Annotated in this window: 18 protein-coding genes; 4 read left to right on the forward strand and 14 right to left on the reverse strand. The window is 42.5% G+C overall.

Annotated elements, in window-relative coordinates:
• Positions 1–379 precede the first annotated feature (379 nt).
• Positions 380–2,815: an ATP-dependent helicase HrpB gene (hrpB, locus tag ACFPIB_RS05325; RefSeq protein ID WP_378016398.1), complete on the forward strand. Its 2,436-nt coding sequence runs from the start codon at positions 380–382 to the stop codon at positions 2,813–2,815.
• A gap of 330 nt (positions 2,816–3,145) precedes the next feature.
• Here the strand turns inward: hrpB and ACFPIB_RS05330 are convergent, their stop codons facing one another.
• Both ACFPIB_RS05330 and ACFPIB_RS05335 read right to left on the reverse strand, forming a co-directional pair.
• Positions 3,146–3,379 (reverse strand): GIY-YIG nuclease family protein, encoded by a 234-nt coding sequence (locus ACFPIB_RS05330; RefSeq protein ID WP_378016399.1) that lies wholly within the window; start codon positions 3,377–3,379, stop codon positions 3,146–3,148.
• Positions 3,380–3,595: 216 nt separating this feature from the next.
• Entirely contained in the window at positions 3,596–4,072 is a 477-nt protein-coding gene (locus ACFPIB_RS05335; RefSeq protein WP_378016400.1) for a DinB family protein, read from the reverse strand.
• Between the two features lie 211 nt (positions 4,073–4,283).
• Between ACFPIB_RS05335 and ACFPIB_RS05340 the strand changes: the two genes are divergently transcribed.
• The 3 genes from ACFPIB_RS05340 to ACFPIB_RS05350 all read left to right on the forward strand — a co-directional run bounded on the left by ACFPIB_RS05340 (position 4,284) and on the right by ACFPIB_RS05350 (position 6,999).
• Positions 4,284–4,613 (forward strand): hypothetical protein, encoded by a 330-nt coding sequence (locus tag ACFPIB_RS05340; RefSeq protein ID WP_378016401.1) that lies wholly within the window; start codon positions 4,284–4,286, stop codon positions 4,611–4,613.
• A 184-nt stretch (positions 4,614–4,797) separates the two neighbouring features.
• Positions 4,798–4,980: a hypothetical protein gene (locus ACFPIB_RS05345; RefSeq protein WP_378016402.1), complete on the forward strand. Its 183-nt coding sequence runs from the start codon at positions 4,798–4,800 to the stop codon at positions 4,978–4,980.
• Between the two features lie 507 nt (positions 4,981–5,487).
• Entirely contained in the window at positions 5,488–6,999 is a 1,512-nt protein-coding gene (locus ACFPIB_RS05350) for a hypothetical protein (RefSeq protein ID WP_378016403.1), read from the forward strand.
• A 47-nt stretch (positions 7,000–7,046) separates the two neighbouring features.
• Here ACFPIB_RS05350 and ACFPIB_RS05355 read toward each other — a convergent pair whose 3' ends face one another.
• The 12 genes from ACFPIB_RS05355 to ACFPIB_RS05410 form a co-directional block, all read right to left on the reverse strand.
• A complete protein-coding gene (locus ACFPIB_RS05355) occupies positions 7,047–7,634 on the reverse strand; it encodes a hypothetical protein (protein ID WP_378016404.1) in 588 nt (195 codons plus the stop codon).
• Positions 7,635–7,764: 130 nt separating this feature from the next.
• Complete coding sequence (locus ACFPIB_RS05360; RefSeq protein ID WP_378016405.1) at positions 7,765–7,941, reverse strand: hypothetical protein; 177 nt, start codon at positions 7,939–7,941, stop codon at positions 7,765–7,767.
• On the reverse strand, positions 7,938–8,192 hold the full coding sequence (locus ACFPIB_RS05365) for a BRO-N domain-containing protein (protein ID WP_378016406.1): 255 nt from the start codon (positions 8,190–8,192) through the stop codon (positions 7,938–7,940). Before ACFPIB_RS05365 ends, ACFPIB_RS05360 begins: the two co-directional genes overlap by 4 nt.
• Positions 8,193–8,196: 4 nt before the next feature.
• Complete coding sequence (locus tag ACFPIB_RS05370) at positions 8,197–8,679, reverse strand: phage terminase small subunit P27 family (RefSeq protein WP_378016407.1); 483 nt, start codon at positions 8,677–8,679, stop codon at positions 8,197–8,199.
• 237 nt (positions 8,680–8,916) lie between these two features.
• Positions 8,917–10,209 carry a DUF6371 domain-containing protein gene (locus ACFPIB_RS05375; protein ID WP_378016408.1) on the reverse strand — a complete coding sequence of 431 codons (1,293 nt, stop codon included), beginning with the start codon at positions 10,207–10,209 and terminating at the stop codon, positions 8,917–8,919.
• 63 nt (positions 10,210–10,272) lie between these two features.
• On the reverse strand, positions 10,273–11,745 hold the full coding sequence (locus ACFPIB_RS05380; RefSeq protein WP_378016409.1) for a DNA primase family protein: 1,473 nt from the start codon (positions 11,743–11,745) through the stop codon (positions 10,273–10,275).
• Position 11,746: 1 nt separating this feature from the next.
• Positions 11,747–12,004, reverse strand: a complete 258-nt coding sequence (locus ACFPIB_RS05385) for a hypothetical protein (RefSeq protein WP_378016410.1) — start codon at positions 12,002–12,004, stop codon at positions 11,747–11,749.
• Positions 11,997–12,191 carry a hypothetical protein gene (locus ACFPIB_RS05390; protein WP_378016411.1) on the reverse strand — a complete coding sequence of 65 codons (195 nt, stop codon included), beginning with the start codon at positions 12,189–12,191 and terminating at the stop codon, positions 11,997–11,999. The genes ACFPIB_RS05385 and ACFPIB_RS05390 overlap by 8 nt, the downstream gene beginning before the upstream one ends.
• Complete coding sequence (locus tag ACFPIB_RS05395; RefSeq protein WP_378016412.1) at positions 12,184–12,534, reverse strand: helix-turn-helix transcriptional regulator; 351 nt, start codon at positions 12,532–12,534, stop codon at positions 12,184–12,186. Before ACFPIB_RS05395 ends, ACFPIB_RS05390 begins: the two co-directional genes overlap by 8 nt.
• Positions 12,535–12,633: 99 nt before the next feature.
• Positions 12,634–14,286, reverse strand: coding sequence for a hypothetical protein (locus ACFPIB_RS05400; protein ID WP_378016413.1), 1,653 nt, complete (start codon positions 14,284–14,286; stop codon positions 12,634–12,636).
• 28 nt (positions 14,287–14,314) lie between these two features.
• Positions 14,315–15,457, reverse strand: coding sequence for a site-specific integrase (locus ACFPIB_RS05405; protein ID WP_378016414.1), 1,143 nt, complete (start codon positions 15,455–15,457; stop codon positions 14,315–14,317).
• A gap of 23 nt (positions 15,458–15,480) precedes the next feature.
• Positions 15,481–16,062: a helix-turn-helix domain-containing protein gene (locus ACFPIB_RS05410; RefSeq protein ID WP_378016415.1), complete on the reverse strand. Its 582-nt coding sequence runs from the start codon at positions 16,060–16,062 to the stop codon at positions 15,481–15,483.
• Positions 16,063–16,318 lie beyond the last annotated feature (256 nt).

Raw genomic sequence — 16,318 nt, forward strand, 5'->3', positions numbered from 1 at the left:
GATATCTCTTCCGTTTTTCTTTCTTTTGATGGGTACTCACCGAGGTTTTGAATAGTTGGTCGAATAACTTTCTTAACCAAAGTGGGTACTTTTTTTATCCCGCTAATTCACTTTTAAAACAGTTTCTAAAGTCGGTGCCAAGGGAATCTTTATCTTTTTCTATATACTCCGAAGTATAAACAGGGACTTTGATACAAAGAGGTTCTTTTTCTTTACTCATGGCCTAAATTATTTTGCGATAGAAAGTATCCTTAATGTTACAAAATATTCTTTAGATAGCAAAAATTATATATTTCTTAAACCTCATCAACTAAAATCAAAGGTGGTTATTTTGCGTTAAATTGCACAAAAAATAAACTACTTAGATAAAACTTCCCCCTTGCCCTTCAACCCCTTCACCATAGACCTGCCCGTTACGGAGATCATCCCCACGGTAAAAGAACACCTGTCCGCCCGCAACACGCTGATTGTAAATGCGCCGCCCGGGGCCGGTAAAAGTACCCTGTTGCCGCTGGCCTTGCTGGAGGAACCCTGGCTGGCCGGGCAAAAGATCATCATGCTGGAGCCCCGGCGCCTGGCGGCCCGCACCATTGCAGAGCGCATGGCTTCGCTGCTGGGCGAGGAGGTTGGGCAAACGGTGGGCTACCGGATCCGCTTCGAGAACCGCACGTCCCCGGCCACCCGCCTCGAGGTGGTAACCGAAGGCATCCTCACCCGCATGATCCATTCCGACAATGCGCTCCGCGGCACCGCCCTCGTGATCTTCGACGAATTCCACGAACGCAGCATCCACGCCGACGTAGCCATGGCCCTGGCCCGGGAAGCCCAGCAAACGCTGCGCCCCGACCTCCGCATCATGGTAATGAGTGCCACCCTGGATATGCCCCAGCTCACGCAGCTGCTCAACGCCCCGGTGGCGCAAAGCATGGGCCGGCAATACCCCATAACCGTGCACTACGCCGGAGAAACCGACCAATACCTGCTGCCCGAAATGACCGCCCGCGTGGTAAAACAAGCCCTCCGCGAGAATAACGGCGACATCCTGGTGTTCCTGCCCGGCGAAGGCGACATCAAAAAAACGGAAGCTTTGCTGCGCCGGCAAGTCCGCGATGTGGCGCTGCACCCGCTTTTCGGGAAGCTGCCGCCCGGCAAGCAATACGCCGCCATCATGCCCGACCGCAACAGCAAACGCAAGATCGTGCTGGCCACCAGCATCGCCGAAACCAGCCTTACCATCGAGGGTATTTCGGTGGTGGTAGATACGGGCTTTGGCAAAACGCAGCGCTTCGATCCCCAGTCCGGCTTGTCGCGCCTCGAAACCATCCGCATATCCAAAGATTCCGCCGATCAGCGCGCCGGCCGGGCCGGTCGTCTGGGTCCGGGCGTGGCCTACCGCCTCTGGACCAAAGCCGCCCACGAACGCCTGCAACCGCACCGCACCCCCGAGATCCTGGAAGCCGACCTCACTTCGCTGGTGCTGGATATGGCGCAATGGGGCATTATGGATATTTCGCAGCTTACCTGGGTTACGCCGCCGCCGCGCGCCGCTTTGCTGCAGGCCTCCGAAACGCTGCACCAGCTACAGGCTTTGGAAAACGGCCGCATAACCGAGCACGGCAAGAAGATGCACGCCCTGCCTACGCACCCGCGCATCGCCCACATGCTGTTGGCCGCCCAAGAAAATGACCAGCTGGCCCTGGCCTGCGACATTGCCGCCCTGCTGGAAGAGCGCGACCCGCTGCCCCGAGAAGCCGGCATCGACATCAACGAACGCATCGAAGCCCTGCGCCGCTACCGCCGCGAAAACGGTATGGGAAAGCTGAAAAAAATAGAAAAGATCGCTGCTTCGTACCGCCGCATGTTCAATATGGAAGCCGAAAACGGTACGGTAGATCCTTACGAAACCGGCGTGCTGCTGGCGCATTGCTACCCCGAACGCATTGCCTACGCCCGCCCGGGAAACAACGCGCAATTCCAGCTGGCCAACGGCAAATACGCCGCAGCCGGCCACCGCGACGACCTGGCGCACGAACCCTGGCTGGCCATCGCCAACCTCGACGCCCGCGAAGGCATGGGCAAGATCTTCCTGGCCTCGCCGCTCAACCCCAAAGACCTCATGCCGCTTGTAAAACAGCAGGACGTCATCACCTGGGACACCACCGACGGCGAACTCACCGCCTCGCGGGATCTGCGCATCGGGAGCATCGTGCTGCAAAGCAAACCCCTGCCGGAACCAGACTACGATACACACCTAATTCCCGCCATTTCCGAAGCCCTGAAACGCGAAGGCGAAACGCTATTGAAATGGACCGAAAAAGTGCAACAATGGCAAATGCGGGTGCTCAGTTTAAAAAAATGGCGCCCCACCGAAGCCTGGCCCGACGTTTCAACGCCCACGCTTTTAATGACAAATGCCGATTGGATGACGCCTTATTTAGCAAATGTAGAAGATCCGGAAGACCTGCTGGAAATAGACCTGCTGCCGATCCTGGAGAAATTCTTAACCTCGGAACAGAAACTTCGCTCAGAAGAACTCGCTCCACCAGTTATTGCCTTACCCGATGGCTATGAAATGGAACTGCTCTACATGCCAAACGGCGCGCAACCTATTCTGGAAGTCCGCTTGCAGGATATTTTCGACTGGCAGGAAAACCCCAAGGTAGATAACGGCGACATGCACGTGCTGCTCCATTTGCTAACGCCAGATCTGAAGCCTTTGGAAGTGGTGAGTGATCTGGGCAGTTTTTGGGCGGAAAGGTATAGCGTTTTGAAGCCGGAGCTGGTGGAGCGGTTTCCGAAGGTGGGTTGGAAGTAGGATTGTCTGAATTTGGATTTGTCAGATTTATGGATTTTTGGATTTCGAAATTTTTAATCTGATTAATCCTCTAATCTGGCGAATCCAAATTCAGACAATATATATGGCAAAAAAGGGTAGCGTAGGGTTTAAACCCTACGCTACCCTTTTTTTATTTAATTTGGTCATCCTGAGCGAAGCCGAAGGATCTTACGCGTACCGAACCCGCACGAAAACTAATCTGAAAACGTAAAAAAGGAATTCATTGCTTCGCTCGCATTCCATAGCTGTACCAGTTAGTTCCTTCGGCTTCGCTCAGGATGACCGGATAAATTGAACTTGGGAATAAACTCAAATTTCTGTTTTATCGGCTATGTAATTCAGAAATTTCATTTTCGGGTTTTTGCTTTTGATCAATGCTTCTTTCTTTGAACGAGTCCAGCCTTTTAATTGCTTTTCTCTTTCAATGGCTTGCTCTGCACTTGGGTAACATTCAAAGTAAATCAGCTTATAACAATAATATCTACCAGCAAAAGTCTTGTTGTCGCCGCTATTTTGAAAATGTTGTTGGAGTCTTACAGCCAAAATCGTTGGTTACACCAAAATAATAGGTTGAGCGATTCGGATTAGTTGTGATGTAAACGAAGTAATTGCTGCTGAACATAGATCTGTTCTAAAGTTATCTTTTGTTTACTTTAAACATTCAGCTTTGTTCAGGATTGCAGGATCATTCTAGGGTCACTGTTTAAGGCAGAAATCATTATGACTAACAGCTTAAGATCATTAATCATTATTAATGAATCATTCCCACGTTCCCAGTAACCGTCTAAGCACGATCACTTCGCCGGTATGATAGGCCGTATGTTCAGCCACCAATAAAGCTTCACGCATTAAAGTTTGGCCTTCGCCGTGCGAAAAAGTTTTGAATAAATCATTGGCCGGATCTTGCACCAGTTTGATCATAGTTTGAATACCGGTTTTGATTTCTGCTATGCATTTATCCAGCGTTTCCTGATCAGCAGGTGCTACTTCTTTGGGCCAGTAATCATCCGGCCATTTCAGGTACTGGTAATCCGGGTTTTGGCAGAATTCGAGAATGTCGTATAAGGTGATCCGCATGTGCTCCAGCAATTGCCAGATTGTATAAGGTAAATGTGAGATACTTTTGCCGGCTTCATCCGCGGTTATGTCTTTTAACAGTTCTTCTATTGGTTGATAGGCAATACCACCTTCCAATAATTTGATAAGCTGATTACGGATTTCCTGGTTCTGGTTCATAACGACTTTTTCTTTCGTTTTCCATACCGTTTTCAGGTCAAACAGTTTTACGATCAGAGCATTATTTTATGGGAGCTTACCTGAAAATTAACTAATTTGCTGTGAAATGAGGCGTTTAATTATGGGCTATAACATAATAATTGGCCCTACCTAAAAAGATCCTGGAAGTGAAAGATTTAAATGCTCTCGCTCGCTCTTAATAAAAAATATCATGAAAATCGCTTTTATAAACATTTTGCTCAGTGCATTTCTGGTCACTGGAGCCGGCTGCAAAACTTCAAAGCCTGACCAGGAGAAACTTAGCCAGGACGAAAGTCTTTTTATTACCGGAAAGGTAACCGCAATACAACCGGGGAAAGATGGGTATACCGCAAAAATACTTACGGTTAACAATCAGGAATACTTTGCAACAATAAGTCGCGCAAATCTTACAGATCCAGCGACTTACCGGACTGTTACTATTGGCGAAGTATTAAAAGTAAAAGGCGACCAGTGGCAAATGGAAAACCAAAATCATATAACCGTCCGGGAGCTGAAGTAATTACCATAAAGCACTTCTGGGGATTACTTATTCCATATGTTGTTCTGTTGTGAAAGTGGAGAAGTTTCTTTTTATACCTCATGATTTAAACCAAAAATACGTTTTGCTTTCTGGCATATTAGCCGCATTCAGCTGAATTAAAGAATAGAATAATGGGTTGTAGCAAAAGGATTTACCTGTAAAAATGATAAACGAAGAAGAATTCAGTGAGCAATTCACCAAAGTGTTGGATACAGTAATAGAAGCGATGACCGAAAGCCCCGAAATTGAACCGGAAAAGTTTTTCAGTATGGTCTGCGTTTTAGAGAATCTGCAATATTTCGGGCCGGTAATTTTTAGTGCCCTTAAGGTGAACTCCAAAGAATAAGGTGTTAATTAAATAAAAGAAGCCCATATGCAGCGCTTAGCATGTGGGCTTAGTTTTATGATTATTATGCTTTTTGCAGGCTTACTTGCCGATACAAAAAGTAATTCGTGTTGAAAATCAGTTAGTTGTAAAGTAAAGGTACAAATAAGGTACAAAACTGTTTAAAAAAGTGAATTCACCTTTAATTTCACCCCGTAAATAAATTCCTAAATGAGGTAAAGCCTTTCAATCAGATCGGGGGTAAGCTGTTCGCTTTCCTGTATCTTTTTCATTAGCCTTGCATACCGTTTAGTAGGTTTACCGGCATAATTTTCCTAGATCCTTATTGTAAAACTGTCTAAAAAATTTTACCAAACCATAAAAACAAAAATAAATACCAATCTTTGTTTTCTGATTAGTCTATCATACTAGCAACTACCAAAATCACAGTAATACAAATTGTTCATAGGGAAATTTGCTGTAATGGATTTTGGAAAACTATTTAATCCTAAGTAAATACAAGACTTAATGAAAAATTCAGATACTCATAATTCACAAGGAGGCACCCTCCAAACTAACCTGAATGTTTGGAATCTTTTGGATATTATGACTGGCCGATATAAAGAATTTATTGAAACTGACTATTATGGGCAACCAATAATAAAGATTGAGAACAAAAGAATAACAGGCCCAGGTGATAATTATTTTCACGAACTAGATTGTCAGCATAGAATAGAATTTAGAAACTGTATTTTCGATGTTCACTTCAGTTTAGGAAAATCAAATTTTAAGGGCAGTTTGTTGCTTATTGATTGCGTTTTTAATGAAGGCTTATGGTGGAAAGGTTGTGATTTTGGAGAGTTTTTTATGTTTAGCAAATGCAGATTTTTAAAATCAGTTAATATTTCTGCGTTTGAATGTTATCGGTTTCATATTGATGATTGTATTTTCTTTAATTTACTAGTAATAGCTGAAGGTACTACTAAAAAATCTGAAGATAAAAGTTACGGAAGAAATGGTGGTGATTTAAGTAATATAAAAGCGAAGCATGTTATGTTGAAAAATAATGACTTTGCTTGGGTTACAATTTATTTTCATCACATAGGTGTTTTAGAGATAGGGTCTGGTACTTATGAGGAAAGAATTCTCTTACATAAATCCGCAAACCCTGACCTTTATCCATTAGAATTGACAGAAAAGGTTATTGACGAGCTTAAAATTCATACTAAGTCTAAAGACACCATAGGAGAGATTTATGTCTCTAAGTGTGAGATAAGGGAAATTACATTAACTGGTGAGCTTAATAGTGGAAATTTTATTTTTGAGGATGTAAGTACCGATAAGCTTAGTTTTAATAAATTTACGAATACTTCTATTTTAAAATTTATTAGGTTAAAGAACTTAACCAATCAATCCCGAGTTGAAATAATAGAAACTTATTTAGGTAAAGCTCAATTCTTTGAAATCGATTTTACCAAGTTTTCGAAATTATACATCGATAATTCTCATTTGGTTGAAATCTTGACCACTTTTACAAACTGGCCTACCAAAATTTTTACTAAAGACGATAATCCACATAAGCTTAAAGAAAATTATAGGCAATTAAAAGTTGCTATGCGGAAACAAGAGGAAGGGTTTCAAGCACTTGTTTTTGAACAAGAAGAAATGAATGCTTATAGCAACACATTAGATAATAATAGTGGAAATTGGCAAGAAAAATTTATTATTTGGACAAGCCGTGAATCAAACTATTTTGGAAGAGATTGGATAACTCCTGTGGTTTGGATGATAATTTTTAATTATTATTTTTTCTTTTTTATAGGAGCTTCAATCTTTTGGAATAATTCTGAAGGCTTTGATAATTATTTAAAAAATATTGGTAGAATTGTTCATCTGTTTAATCCTGCACACCTTGTAACTTTATTAGATACTGGAATAAATTCTAATAATTTAGCCCTTGTATTAGATTTTGCTTCTAGAATTACGACTTCTTACTTTCTTTTTCAAACCATTAAGGCGTTTAGAAAATACTCCAAGTAGTATGAATGATTCAAAGCATTAATTAATTAATTAATTAATTAATTAATCTAAATGAGGTAAAGCCTTTCAATTTGATCGGGGGTAAGCTGTTCGCTTTCCTGTATCTTTTTCATTAGTTTCAGATACCGTTTTGTAGGCTTTCCGGCGTAGTGGGTTTTGAAATGCTTTTTGTAAAGCTGTTCGTAAAGCCGTTCAGATCTAAAGGCTTTTTCAAATAGTTTATCTAAACCACGTTTATAATTTGAATAGGTTTGTTTCTCATAAAGGCAACCAGTAAAGGCTTCGCGATGCAAAAACCGTTCACCTACTAAATAAAGGTTGCGGCATCTTTTCCCGGTATGTGGGCAAAGGAAATACCAAACCCGGCCTTTGCCTAAATTCGAGGAAACAGAAACCAATTCAACCTTATAATTTATTGGTTTGTTCTGGCATTTATAGTTCAGCTCCAGGTAAGGGGTTTTTGAATGTGTATTTACCCAAATTGAAATATTTGCTGTTTGGTTACCTCTCCAACTCCAGGAAAGAGTACCACCTTTTATTTGGCCTGGGTTCAGGTAGCCCCATTTATTCAGCTTGCTAATGTAAATTGTTAAAACCTCATCGTAAAGGGTTGGGAACGTGGGAAACTTTGGCATTTTGTCAGAATTTAAAACCTAAATCTTTAAGGAACATAGGGGTTTAATCTTCAGTAAATACGGCTTTTAAATTGTACTTTGGGTAAAACTTCGGCCGTATTTTTCCCTATTTAACGGTAGTGTTTTATAATTATTCAGGGGTTTTGCCTTCAATCTTGTTTATTACTGTTTGTAAGGTTCCTAATTCCTGGCCGGTCAGATCAAGATTTAGGGTAGCTTCATAAAAATACAGGGCGTTTAGTACCTCATACTTTTCGGCCGGGGTTAAAATTACCGGGCTGGTTTCGGTTGGTTCGGGCTGGTTCATGACAGGTAAGTTAAAAAAGGTTGATCGGGGTTTTGTTTGTGGTGTTCGTTTAAAATATCTAATGCCGCGTCCTGGCTTAATAGGTCGTGCTGGTTTTTGTAGCCTAATATTATTGCCATGTCGTCAGCATTTACTAATACCTGGCCGCTGGCCTTATCGAAGTAAAACCGTACCGGATGGCCTTCAAAGTGGTCAATCATGGTAATTCTTTCGGCATCTTCGGCTATTATTTTCATTCTTTCAGGTTCCATAGTTTTATAAGTTTTGCCAATTCATGTATTCCGCTAATGCATCCTTTTCTTTTTCAGCATCTTTAAAATTCAGCTTTTGCCTGCTTAATGGGTTAAGGCCAAATTGAGAACCTAACCGGTTAGCGAGCTGTACGGCATCGTTTAAAATGCTAATCCAGGGGCTTTTTGCCGGGTAGCTTTGCTTTTTGGTATTGGTCAGCATTATAGTAAAGCCTTCGGTTTCCAGGTGTTGCTGGGCTTCGGCTATTACAAAACATTGGTAGCAATAGCTTTTAAAAAGCGGAATATCAATATTGGTTAGTATGCTGTTTTTTACCAGTTCTGCCCCGGTGGTATTCCAAACGTGCCGGGCTAATTCCGGCAGATCTACGGGCGCGGCTGGTATTTCGGTAAAGGGTTCCAGGGCTTCCGGGGCTTTCAGTTCGCGGCTTTTCCGGTAGGTGCCTTTTAATTTTTTGGTTTGGGTTTCTTCTCTGTAACGTGCCATAAAAAACGGTATGGTTTTAAGGTTAAAAACTGATTAGTAAGGGTTTGCCCCCTGAAAGGGTTGGGTAAAATTTTGGCTTCGTGAAAATTAGCCTGGTCTGCGGTTCATGGGGGTAATCTGGCAGGTATTTACCCGCCCCCCTGGTTTGTTACCCCCTTTTACTTTTGAAATGGATAGCATTTTTTTTCAGAACCAACCGGTTAATGGTTCTTTATTGCCTGGGTATTATAGTACCCCCTATGCCGCCCGGCTTTGGTAATAGGTGGTCAATAGCTCGCAATTATGCAGGCTCCAGGTTTGGCAGGTTGCGTACTTTTCTGAAAGTTCCTGATACTGTTTTACCTTAGCGTTTGCCTGATCGGTGCCAATGGCCTGGCATAATTCGGAATAAGTAAAGCGGTAAAATTCTTTTCCAGGCTCGCTGGTTAGCTCCAGGTTTTTACCATTGGGCTGGCTTTCATTTTCCTGTTGGGGGTGTAAAAAAATATTTGTTTTTGGGGCTTCACTTTTTTCACCTTTTTCACTTTCTGCCGGTAGGGGTTTGGGTTGCTGAGTTGGGGCTGGCTGTTTGCTGAACGTTTTTAAATCATATTTTAAAAGGTAGTCAGCTAAATCTAAACCGCTGGCTTTTTCGGCTCCGGTGGCGTTGCGTTCCAGTAAATCGGAAACCTCAAACAGGGTACCCGGCATTTGCTGGCTTAACTCTTTAGCTTTCCGGCTCCATAGTTCAAACCCGTTCAGATCGGGAAACAGGTAAACGTTCCGGCCGGATAAAGCCCTGCATTTTTCAGGGTTCAGGTTGGTAAGACTGCCAACGGCTAACCAAATAAATTCAGGTAAATAAATACTTGCAATAACGGCGGTTTTCTCGCTTTCTACCAGTGCAATAGGTTTGTTTAACTGGCTTAGTAAATGGCTGCCAAAGTAGCATTGTTTCAGCTCAAAATTAGGCAGTTTAAGGGCTTTATGTACCCATGTAATATGGTTGAAAGGCTCCTTTGTTCTTTTGCCGGTGGTGGGGCTGTAATGCATTATTTTGCCGCTTCTAATTTGCCCGGCTTGGTCTATCTGCCAAAATACCGTTGCCCCGTTCCAATGCTTTGATGTGCCTATAAAGTACCGGGCTATTGCCTGGCTTACCGTTTCGGCAGGGAATAAGGTACTTAGCCAAAGTACAAAATTATTATGCTGGTAACCGGCGCGGCTTTGCTTCATAACCTCAACCGGAATAAATGAGGGTTCCGGGGGTGGGGTGGGGCTGGCCTGGGGGCTGCTCAATTTTGGCCGGTCTGGTTTCCGTGTGCCGGTAGGCTGGCCGCTTTCCTGATCGGTTATTTCTTTGGCGTACCCATCGGAATACGGGTTAAGGTAGTACCCGCAATTTATAGCCCGGTCGCAACGGCCGTACCGTTCCGGTAGGTGCTGGCCGGTGGTGGTGTCCAGGAACGGCACAAAGCGTTTTTTGCCGCAACCGGGGCAAAGAAATTTCTTGCTGCCTGGTAATAGCGTAAAGCGGTGGTTTGTTGCCATGAGTGAAAAGAGTGAAAAAGGTGAACATCAGAAAACATATTTTTTTTCTTAGTACCGGGTGTTTCATCTTGCTATAAATGCCACGTTCCCGATATTCTTTTTCTCAATGGGTACTCCAAACCCCTGCAACCGCTTTATAAAATTTGATTTGTTAACCGGCTTAAATCCATCGTCAATACAGAAATTCCGGTATTCCTGGTAAAGCTCTTTTATTAGCCGGTATTCGGTTGGGCTGTTCTTATAGCCGTTTTCCTCAATAAACATTTTTACACTATCAGACTGGGTTTTATAGTGTTCCCTGGCATCGTGCGCGGCCTGGCAGTTGGTGAACTGCTTTTGACTTAGTAAGCGGTTAAGCCCCTGCAATACCCAATTAAAAACCCCTGATAACTCGTTTTCAATTATCTTAATATGAAGTTGTTTATCCTGTTCCGCTTCGGGTATGGTTACATCAAAAGGCACAATCAGGAACCGCCGGAAAAAAGCATCGGTTTGCTCAACATCGCGGGGCAGATCGTTTACATTGAAAATTAACCGGGCGTAATCGGAAATTTGCATCGGGTTGCCATAGGGCAAACGAGCGGAAACGGTTTCTCCGGAAGCAAGCTGTTTAAAGGTGGCCGCTTCGAGCTTTCCGCTTATTTCGCTTGCATAGTTTACCAGCTTATTGGCAATCATGGCGCGGTAATACCCGTTATCGTTGGTAAGGTCTTGTAAAGAATATTGCGAGGTGTTTTCGGCTCCTAAAAGGGCTTTTACTACTTCATGGAATACTGATTTACCATTTGCCCCGGTGCCGTACAGAAACAATACTTTTTCTTCTTTTATGGTACCGTTTTTTATAAAAACATACCCCAAATATTCAGCAAGTACCTTTTGGCGTTCCTGATCGGGTAAAACCTTGTTTAGGTAGGCAGTAAATAAAGGGGCTTCGGCTTCGGGGTTGTACTCAAACGGTAGTTGGTAGGTAATAAAATCGGATCTATCAAAAGGCCGTAACCGGTGGCCGGTGGGGCTAATTTCAAAGGTGCCGTTTTTCAGGTTTACTAATACTACCTCTTTGGGCTGTTCGGGCTTTGGCAGATTTGCCAACGTAAGGAACTGTTTAAAAAGCGTTTCCCGGAACTGGAAATACCGGGCTTTGAATTTATCTACGCCCATTTTTTCCGCCGCTTCACCTAAAAAGGCTTTTAGCTCCTCAACATCGAAAAGGCTCCAGTATGCCCCGTTGTATAAGTAAATAAAATCATGGTTCCGGCAAATGCCCCATTTGTTCAGCTTTGCGAGGTTCAAAACCTGTTCAACCGTTATTATTTGCAAATGGCTGTTATTTAGCTTTTCGGCTTCTTCAAGTTCTGCCAATTCCCGAAAATCCAATGTATTAACCCGGTCAAGTAACCGGGCTAATATTTGGGCGTGGGGTATGGGTTCGGCTTGTTTTATAAGCTCCTCAACGTGGTTTATTATGGTTTCAGGAGTAAACAGGGGTTTGGCCTGATCGAAAAGGCTATCGTTAAAATTCGGGTTCAGCACCATATTAAAAAAGGCTTAGTTGTTGGGAATTTTTGGGGGCTTTGGCCTGATCGGTGGTTAGGTACCATGCTTTGCAGCCGGTGCGCTGGCAGGCTTTCCGAGTAAGTTGCCATAACCGCCCGGCCTTTTCCAGTTCCCGTTTATAGCGGGTAATGCATTTTTGGTGTACACCGGTTGCGGCTTCGGCCATTGAAGCGGTGGCAACGTGGTTTTTCAAGTACTCAAAAAGTATTTCGCGTTGGGTTTGGTGGGGCTTATGCATAGCGTTTACCTCCTTTCATAAATTCGGCAATGGCCGCTTTTAATTGTTCGGGGGTAATGCTGAACCGCTTAGCAATGTTTTGTAAGCCTTTTTCTGAAAAGTTTAGGAAAGGTACTGCTTGTAAGAAGTGGAATAATTTTGTATCTTCGCCTTGTCCTTTATGCTTGGGGGTTGCCGTGTTACGCATGGTAGCCCCCTTTCTTTTTGGCTAAATACTGGCTGGCTTCGGCTTCAATTTCGGCAGCGGTTTTACGCCCCTGGTTTTTTAACCATTGGTCAATTTCGCTTTTCAGGAAGGCTAAACGCTTACCAACTTTTTTATGGGGTATTTCGCGGGTGTGAACTTTGCCGTAAATGGTAGCCCTGGCCGGGTTGCCCGGCAGGTAGGCGCAAAGTTCATCAAGATCAAACCAGCGGTCGGTTTCGGCTGGTTTGCTGGCCTGGCTGGTTAGCAGGCTTTTTAGGTGGGCTACATCCTCAAGGAGTTTAGAAACGGCTCCCGGCAGGCTTTCAAAGGTTAAATTTTCCATTTGCATAATGCTTTAAGTGAAACATTATGCAATAGTATAGGCGTGTTTTGTGCCCTTACAATGCCTTTACAGTAAGGGTATTACAAGGGTATAAGTTTGTTAGTATTTTCTATACTTTTTTTTCTGTTCCTGTTTAACTGCCACAATTTGCCCGTTTTCAATTTTCAAAAGTGGGTTCATGCATGGGTTGGTATAATTAGATATTCCCTTTCTTACAGTTTCGTATTCAAAATCAATAGCATCTTTTTTCTTTCCGGAATAGCAGAAATTCTTTATAGTCCATTGCTGCAAAACTTCTTTTTGGCAACCAATAATAAATTGGCAATCATACAATTTCTGCCATGTATCAGTTAATTGATTTGCGTTGCCTTTGAATAATAGTTTTGGGCTTGTATCGCTGCCGGTTTCTATTAACTGTTTTAACTGGGGTTGCTGGTTTGTATTGAAATAGTCTTTTAAAATATTGTAAACCTGATCGGTAATTTCTGTTTTAAAAACTGGTTTTATTTCCGGCGTTATGGTTTCAGTATTTGGAGTTTGGGCTGGTTGGTTTCCGCTGCTTACTGTTTCAATTTCGTTTTTTATGAAATCGAAATATTTACCAATTTCTATTTGAGTTGAAATTGAAGGTTTGCGTTTTGGTTCGCCGTTTGGGCTTTTATCCGATAGCCAATTTTCAATAGTTTTCAGCTCCTCATTTAACCAAATTAGGTACCGGGCTTTTATTTCTGTTTCGGTAGTTTCTAACCCGTTAAAAGCTCGTTCCTTTATAAAGTATTCCTTAATCTGATTAAAAAGGTTTAAACGGAAAGGCTTTAGTAAATTGAAATCGTGGGTGGGGTTAAGTTTTAAACCTTTCTGTTCTAACCTGTCTTTCATTCCGCTTTCATTCCAATATTCCCAACTATTTACTTCTTTCCCGCCGTTTTCAGGATCTCCAATGTAAAATTTAAGGCCGCCTTTTTGGGGGTTCGCGGGTTGGGTTAATTTTGCTAAATGATTATCAATTAAATTTATTACATAAGTAGCGTCCTGATAATCAGCACTTTTGCTAAACCAATATTCTATTTTTCGATTTTCTTCAAATTCAGGGGGGTATTTATAGTTTTTAATTTCCAGGAATCCAGCGCATTGCCTTACAGAATCCATTAAAGCTTTATCGGCGTAATTTCTTACTTTAGATAGCTCGTATTCAGATAATTCTTTTACAAAGGCAGGAAACTTTATAATTTCTAAAAAATATTCCCTTAATTGGTAGTCTTTTAGCTGTTGCATTCCATTAAAGTATTTGTCCTTTTGAGTATTTTTAGTTGTTGGTGTTGGAGGCATTAAGGTTTTTTGCCTCCATAATAAATGGGCTTCATCTTTTGCCAATAAAATTGCTTCACTTGTTTCTAAAGGGTGTGAATAATTCGGAGTACCTAAAACTAAATCGTTGAAGTATGGCTTAAAAATCAAAATTTGATCATTAATTGCATCTAATTGGTATTTAATCGACCTTAATTTATCGTATGGTAAAAACTCAATGGCCTTTTCTAAATAGCCAATTCTAATATCTGGGCATACAATATTTCCTCTAAGCTCTGTCCAAATCTTTTTAGTCGCATAATCCTCATTTTTTGTTAATTCAGAACAGATTTCAATGTACTTATCGGTATTATAAATTAAAGGGTGCAACTCATTAAGATACTTTTCAACTGGTACCCCATTTTTCATGTCCTCCAATATTTGAACTGTTGTATTTATTGACATTTGAAGCCTCTTTAGCTTAACAACCTCTTTAAAAGTCTAATTTGATTTTATCCGCTGCTGTTCGTTTAGTTTGATCTATTACTTTGGCGTAAACCTGGGTAGTTTTTAGTTCGCGGTGGCCTAACATTTTGGAAACCGTGTAAATATCGGTTCCCTGGCTTAGTTGCAAGGTGGCAAAAGTATGCCGGAAGCAATGGAACGTTATAGGCTTGGTGATACCGGCTTTCCTTATCCAGTCTTTCAGGTAGGTGTTTTGGTAGGCAGAATATTGCAGGTCGGAAAATACCTGTTCGGTTGGTTCGGCTGGCTGGCCTAATAACTGAAAAGCCTGATCGGAAATAGGCTGTAATTCGGTGCCTTTGGTTTTTTGCTGCCGGAACCGGATAAAATACCCCTGGCCTTCCATGTATTCCAGTTCGCTCCAAACCAGCTTTGCAATATCGGAAAACCGTAGGCCGGTAAGGGCAGAAAATAGCGCGGCCTGTTTTAGTTGGGGGTTGGCACAATCGGTTTTTACCAGCGCGTTCAGCTCCTCCAGGGTTAAAAAATGCCGTTGGGTTTCGCCGGGTTTTATGCCTTTTATTTTGCCGTTCAGATCGGTAGGTAATAAACCATCCTGAAACGCCTGTCTTAAAGCGGCTTTGAACTTGTTGAAATAAGATAAAGCGGTATTTTGAGCAAGTGGGGTTTTGGTTCGCTTATGGCTTTTGGCGTTTAGCAGATATTCCCGGTACTCGTTGCAAAACGTTTCGTTCAGATCAGCAAAGGTAAGTTTGCTGCCGGTAAACGTTTCGAGGTAATGAAAGGCAGAAACCCAATTGTCATGGTTTGAACCGGCGCGTTTCCGCTTTAGCTGTTCAAAGTATTCTAAAAACGAGCGTTCAGAAATTTCCTTTAACCGTAGTTGTTCCTTTTCAAACCCGGTATAAATTTCAGGTTTGTTCAGGTGGTTATCTCGCTTTTGCCTTATCTGTTCAGCAAGCGTTTGGGTATCTTTATTGTGCTGCTTATCTACGGGGCTTTTCGGCTTTTCAAAAAGGTATAAATTCAGAAATTCCCGGCGCGTAGGGCTGCCGGTTTCGGGGTGGGGTATAGCGGGGTAAAAGTCCAGGTACAGACTTTTGCGGCCGCCGGAAATAGGCTTAGCTCGTAGTTTTACTTTCGTTGGCATCTTGTCCTTTATGCTTTAGAAAATCAGTTTAACAATTTATCAATAATTACTTTAGGAACATAGGCAAACCAGCCTTTTTTTAGTTTGGGTATGCTGTTCCGCTTTATGAGTTCAGATAAAGCCTTTTCAGAAATGCCGTACTTGCTTTGAATTTCGGTTAGGGTATAGCATTCGGCAATATCTAACTGGCTGGCCTTCCAGGTTTCAATTTCCTGCTTTTGGGTTTCAGGTATGGCTTCGGGCTGGGGTGGTTCCTTCATGAGCTGTTCCAGTTCGGTACGCCGGATAAGGGTTTTCTTTAGCAGAATATTGGTAGCCCGTATTTTGCCCGATTTAATGAGCTTGTAAACGTTTTGCCGGGAACAGTTCATAAATTGCGCGGCCATTGAAACGGTTAAAAACTCTTTGGCTTTCAGATCTTCAATAGGCTGGCTTTTCCGCCGCTTGGTTTCCCGGTTGCTGGCTTCAATTTTTCCGGCCTTTTGCCTGGCCTTATAAGCACGTTTGGCGCAAACATCGCCGCAAAACTTGGTTACGGTGGTTTTGGCTGTAAACTCGTTGCCGCAATGCTGGCAAACCCGCTGTATTTGTATGTTTGAACTCATGGCCTTTTAAATCATTCCGCTTAATTTCTCCCAAATCAGGGGGTAAAGTGTATCAAAGTGTAAACTTTGTAAACTATGTAAACCAAACGAGGTACAAAAACAGGCTAAAAAAAGCCCCTTTAGCTTTCGGGGTACAAATGAGGTACAAATATAAACAAAACAAAGGGGTAATACCAATAAATAAACCGATAAGTTAAGGCAATAAAAAAGCCCTTAACACGTAGTTAAAGGCTGTTTTTGTAGGGGTTTGGTATTT

The organism is Adhaeribacter terreus, from assembly GCF_042657365.1.
GTDB classification, from domain to species: Bacteria; Bacteroidota; Bacteroidia; order Cytophagales; family Hymenobacteraceae; genus Adhaeribacter_A; species Adhaeribacter_A terreus.

Coding starts and splice junctions, on each gene's coding strand:
- ACFPIB_RS05390 (WP_378016411.1), bottom strand. CDS start 12,191: ATGCGTAACACGGCAACCCCCAAGCATAAAGGACAAGGCGAAGATACA.
- ACFPIB_RS05365 (WP_378016406.1), bottom strand. CDS start 8,192: ATGGAACCTGAAAGAATGAAAATAATAGCCGAAGATGCCGAAAGAATT.
- ACFPIB_RS05370 (WP_378016407.1), bottom strand. CDS start 8,679: ATGGCACGTTACAGAGAAGAAACCCAAACCAAAAAATTAAAAGGCACC.
- ACFPIB_RS05355 (WP_378016404.1), bottom strand. CDS start 7,634: ATGCCAAAGTTTCCCACGTTCCCAACCCTTTACGATGAGGTTTTAACA.
- ACFPIB_RS05335 (WP_378016400.1), bottom strand. CDS start 4,072: ATGAACCAGAACCAGGAAATCCGTAATCAGCTTATCAAATTATTGGAA.
- ACFPIB_RS05385 (WP_378016410.1), bottom strand. CDS start 12,004: ATGCATAAGCCCCACCAAACCCAACGCGAAATACTTTTTGAGTACTTG.
- ACFPIB_RS05350 (WP_378016403.1), top strand. CDS start 5,488: ATGAAAAATTCAGATACTCATAATTCACAAGGAGGCACCCTCCAAACT.
- ACFPIB_RS05375 (WP_378016408.1), bottom strand. CDS start 10,209: ATGGCAACAAACCACCGCTTTACGCTATTACCAGGCAGCAAGAAATTT.
- ACFPIB_RS05400 (WP_378016413.1), bottom strand. CDS start 14,286: ATGTCAATAAATACAACAGTTCAAATATTGGAGGACATGAAAAATGGG.
- ACFPIB_RS05410 (WP_378016415.1), bottom strand. CDS start 16,062: ATGAGTTCAAACATACAAATACAGCGGGTTTGCCAGCATTGCGGCAAC.
- ACFPIB_RS05345 (WP_378016402.1), top strand. CDS start 4,798: ATGATAAACGAAGAAGAATTCAGTGAGCAATTCACCAAAGTGTTGGAT.
- ACFPIB_RS05360 (WP_378016405.1), bottom strand. CDS start 7,941: ATGAACCAGCCCGAACCAACCGAAACCAGCCCGGTAATTTTAACCCCG.
- ACFPIB_RS05380 (WP_378016409.1), bottom strand. CDS start 11,745: ATGGTGCTGAACCCGAATTTTAACGATAGCCTTTTCGATCAGGCCAAA.
- ACFPIB_RS05395 (WP_378016412.1), bottom strand. CDS start 12,534: ATGGAAAATTTAACCTTTGAAAGCCTGCCGGGAGCCGTTTCTAAACTC.
- ACFPIB_RS05405 (WP_378016414.1), bottom strand. CDS start 15,457: ATGCCAACGAAAGTAAAACTACGAGCTAAGCCTATTTCCGGCGGCCGC.
- ACFPIB_RS05340 (WP_378016401.1), top strand. CDS start 4,284: ATGAAAATCGCTTTTATAAACATTTTGCTCAGTGCATTTCTGGTCACT.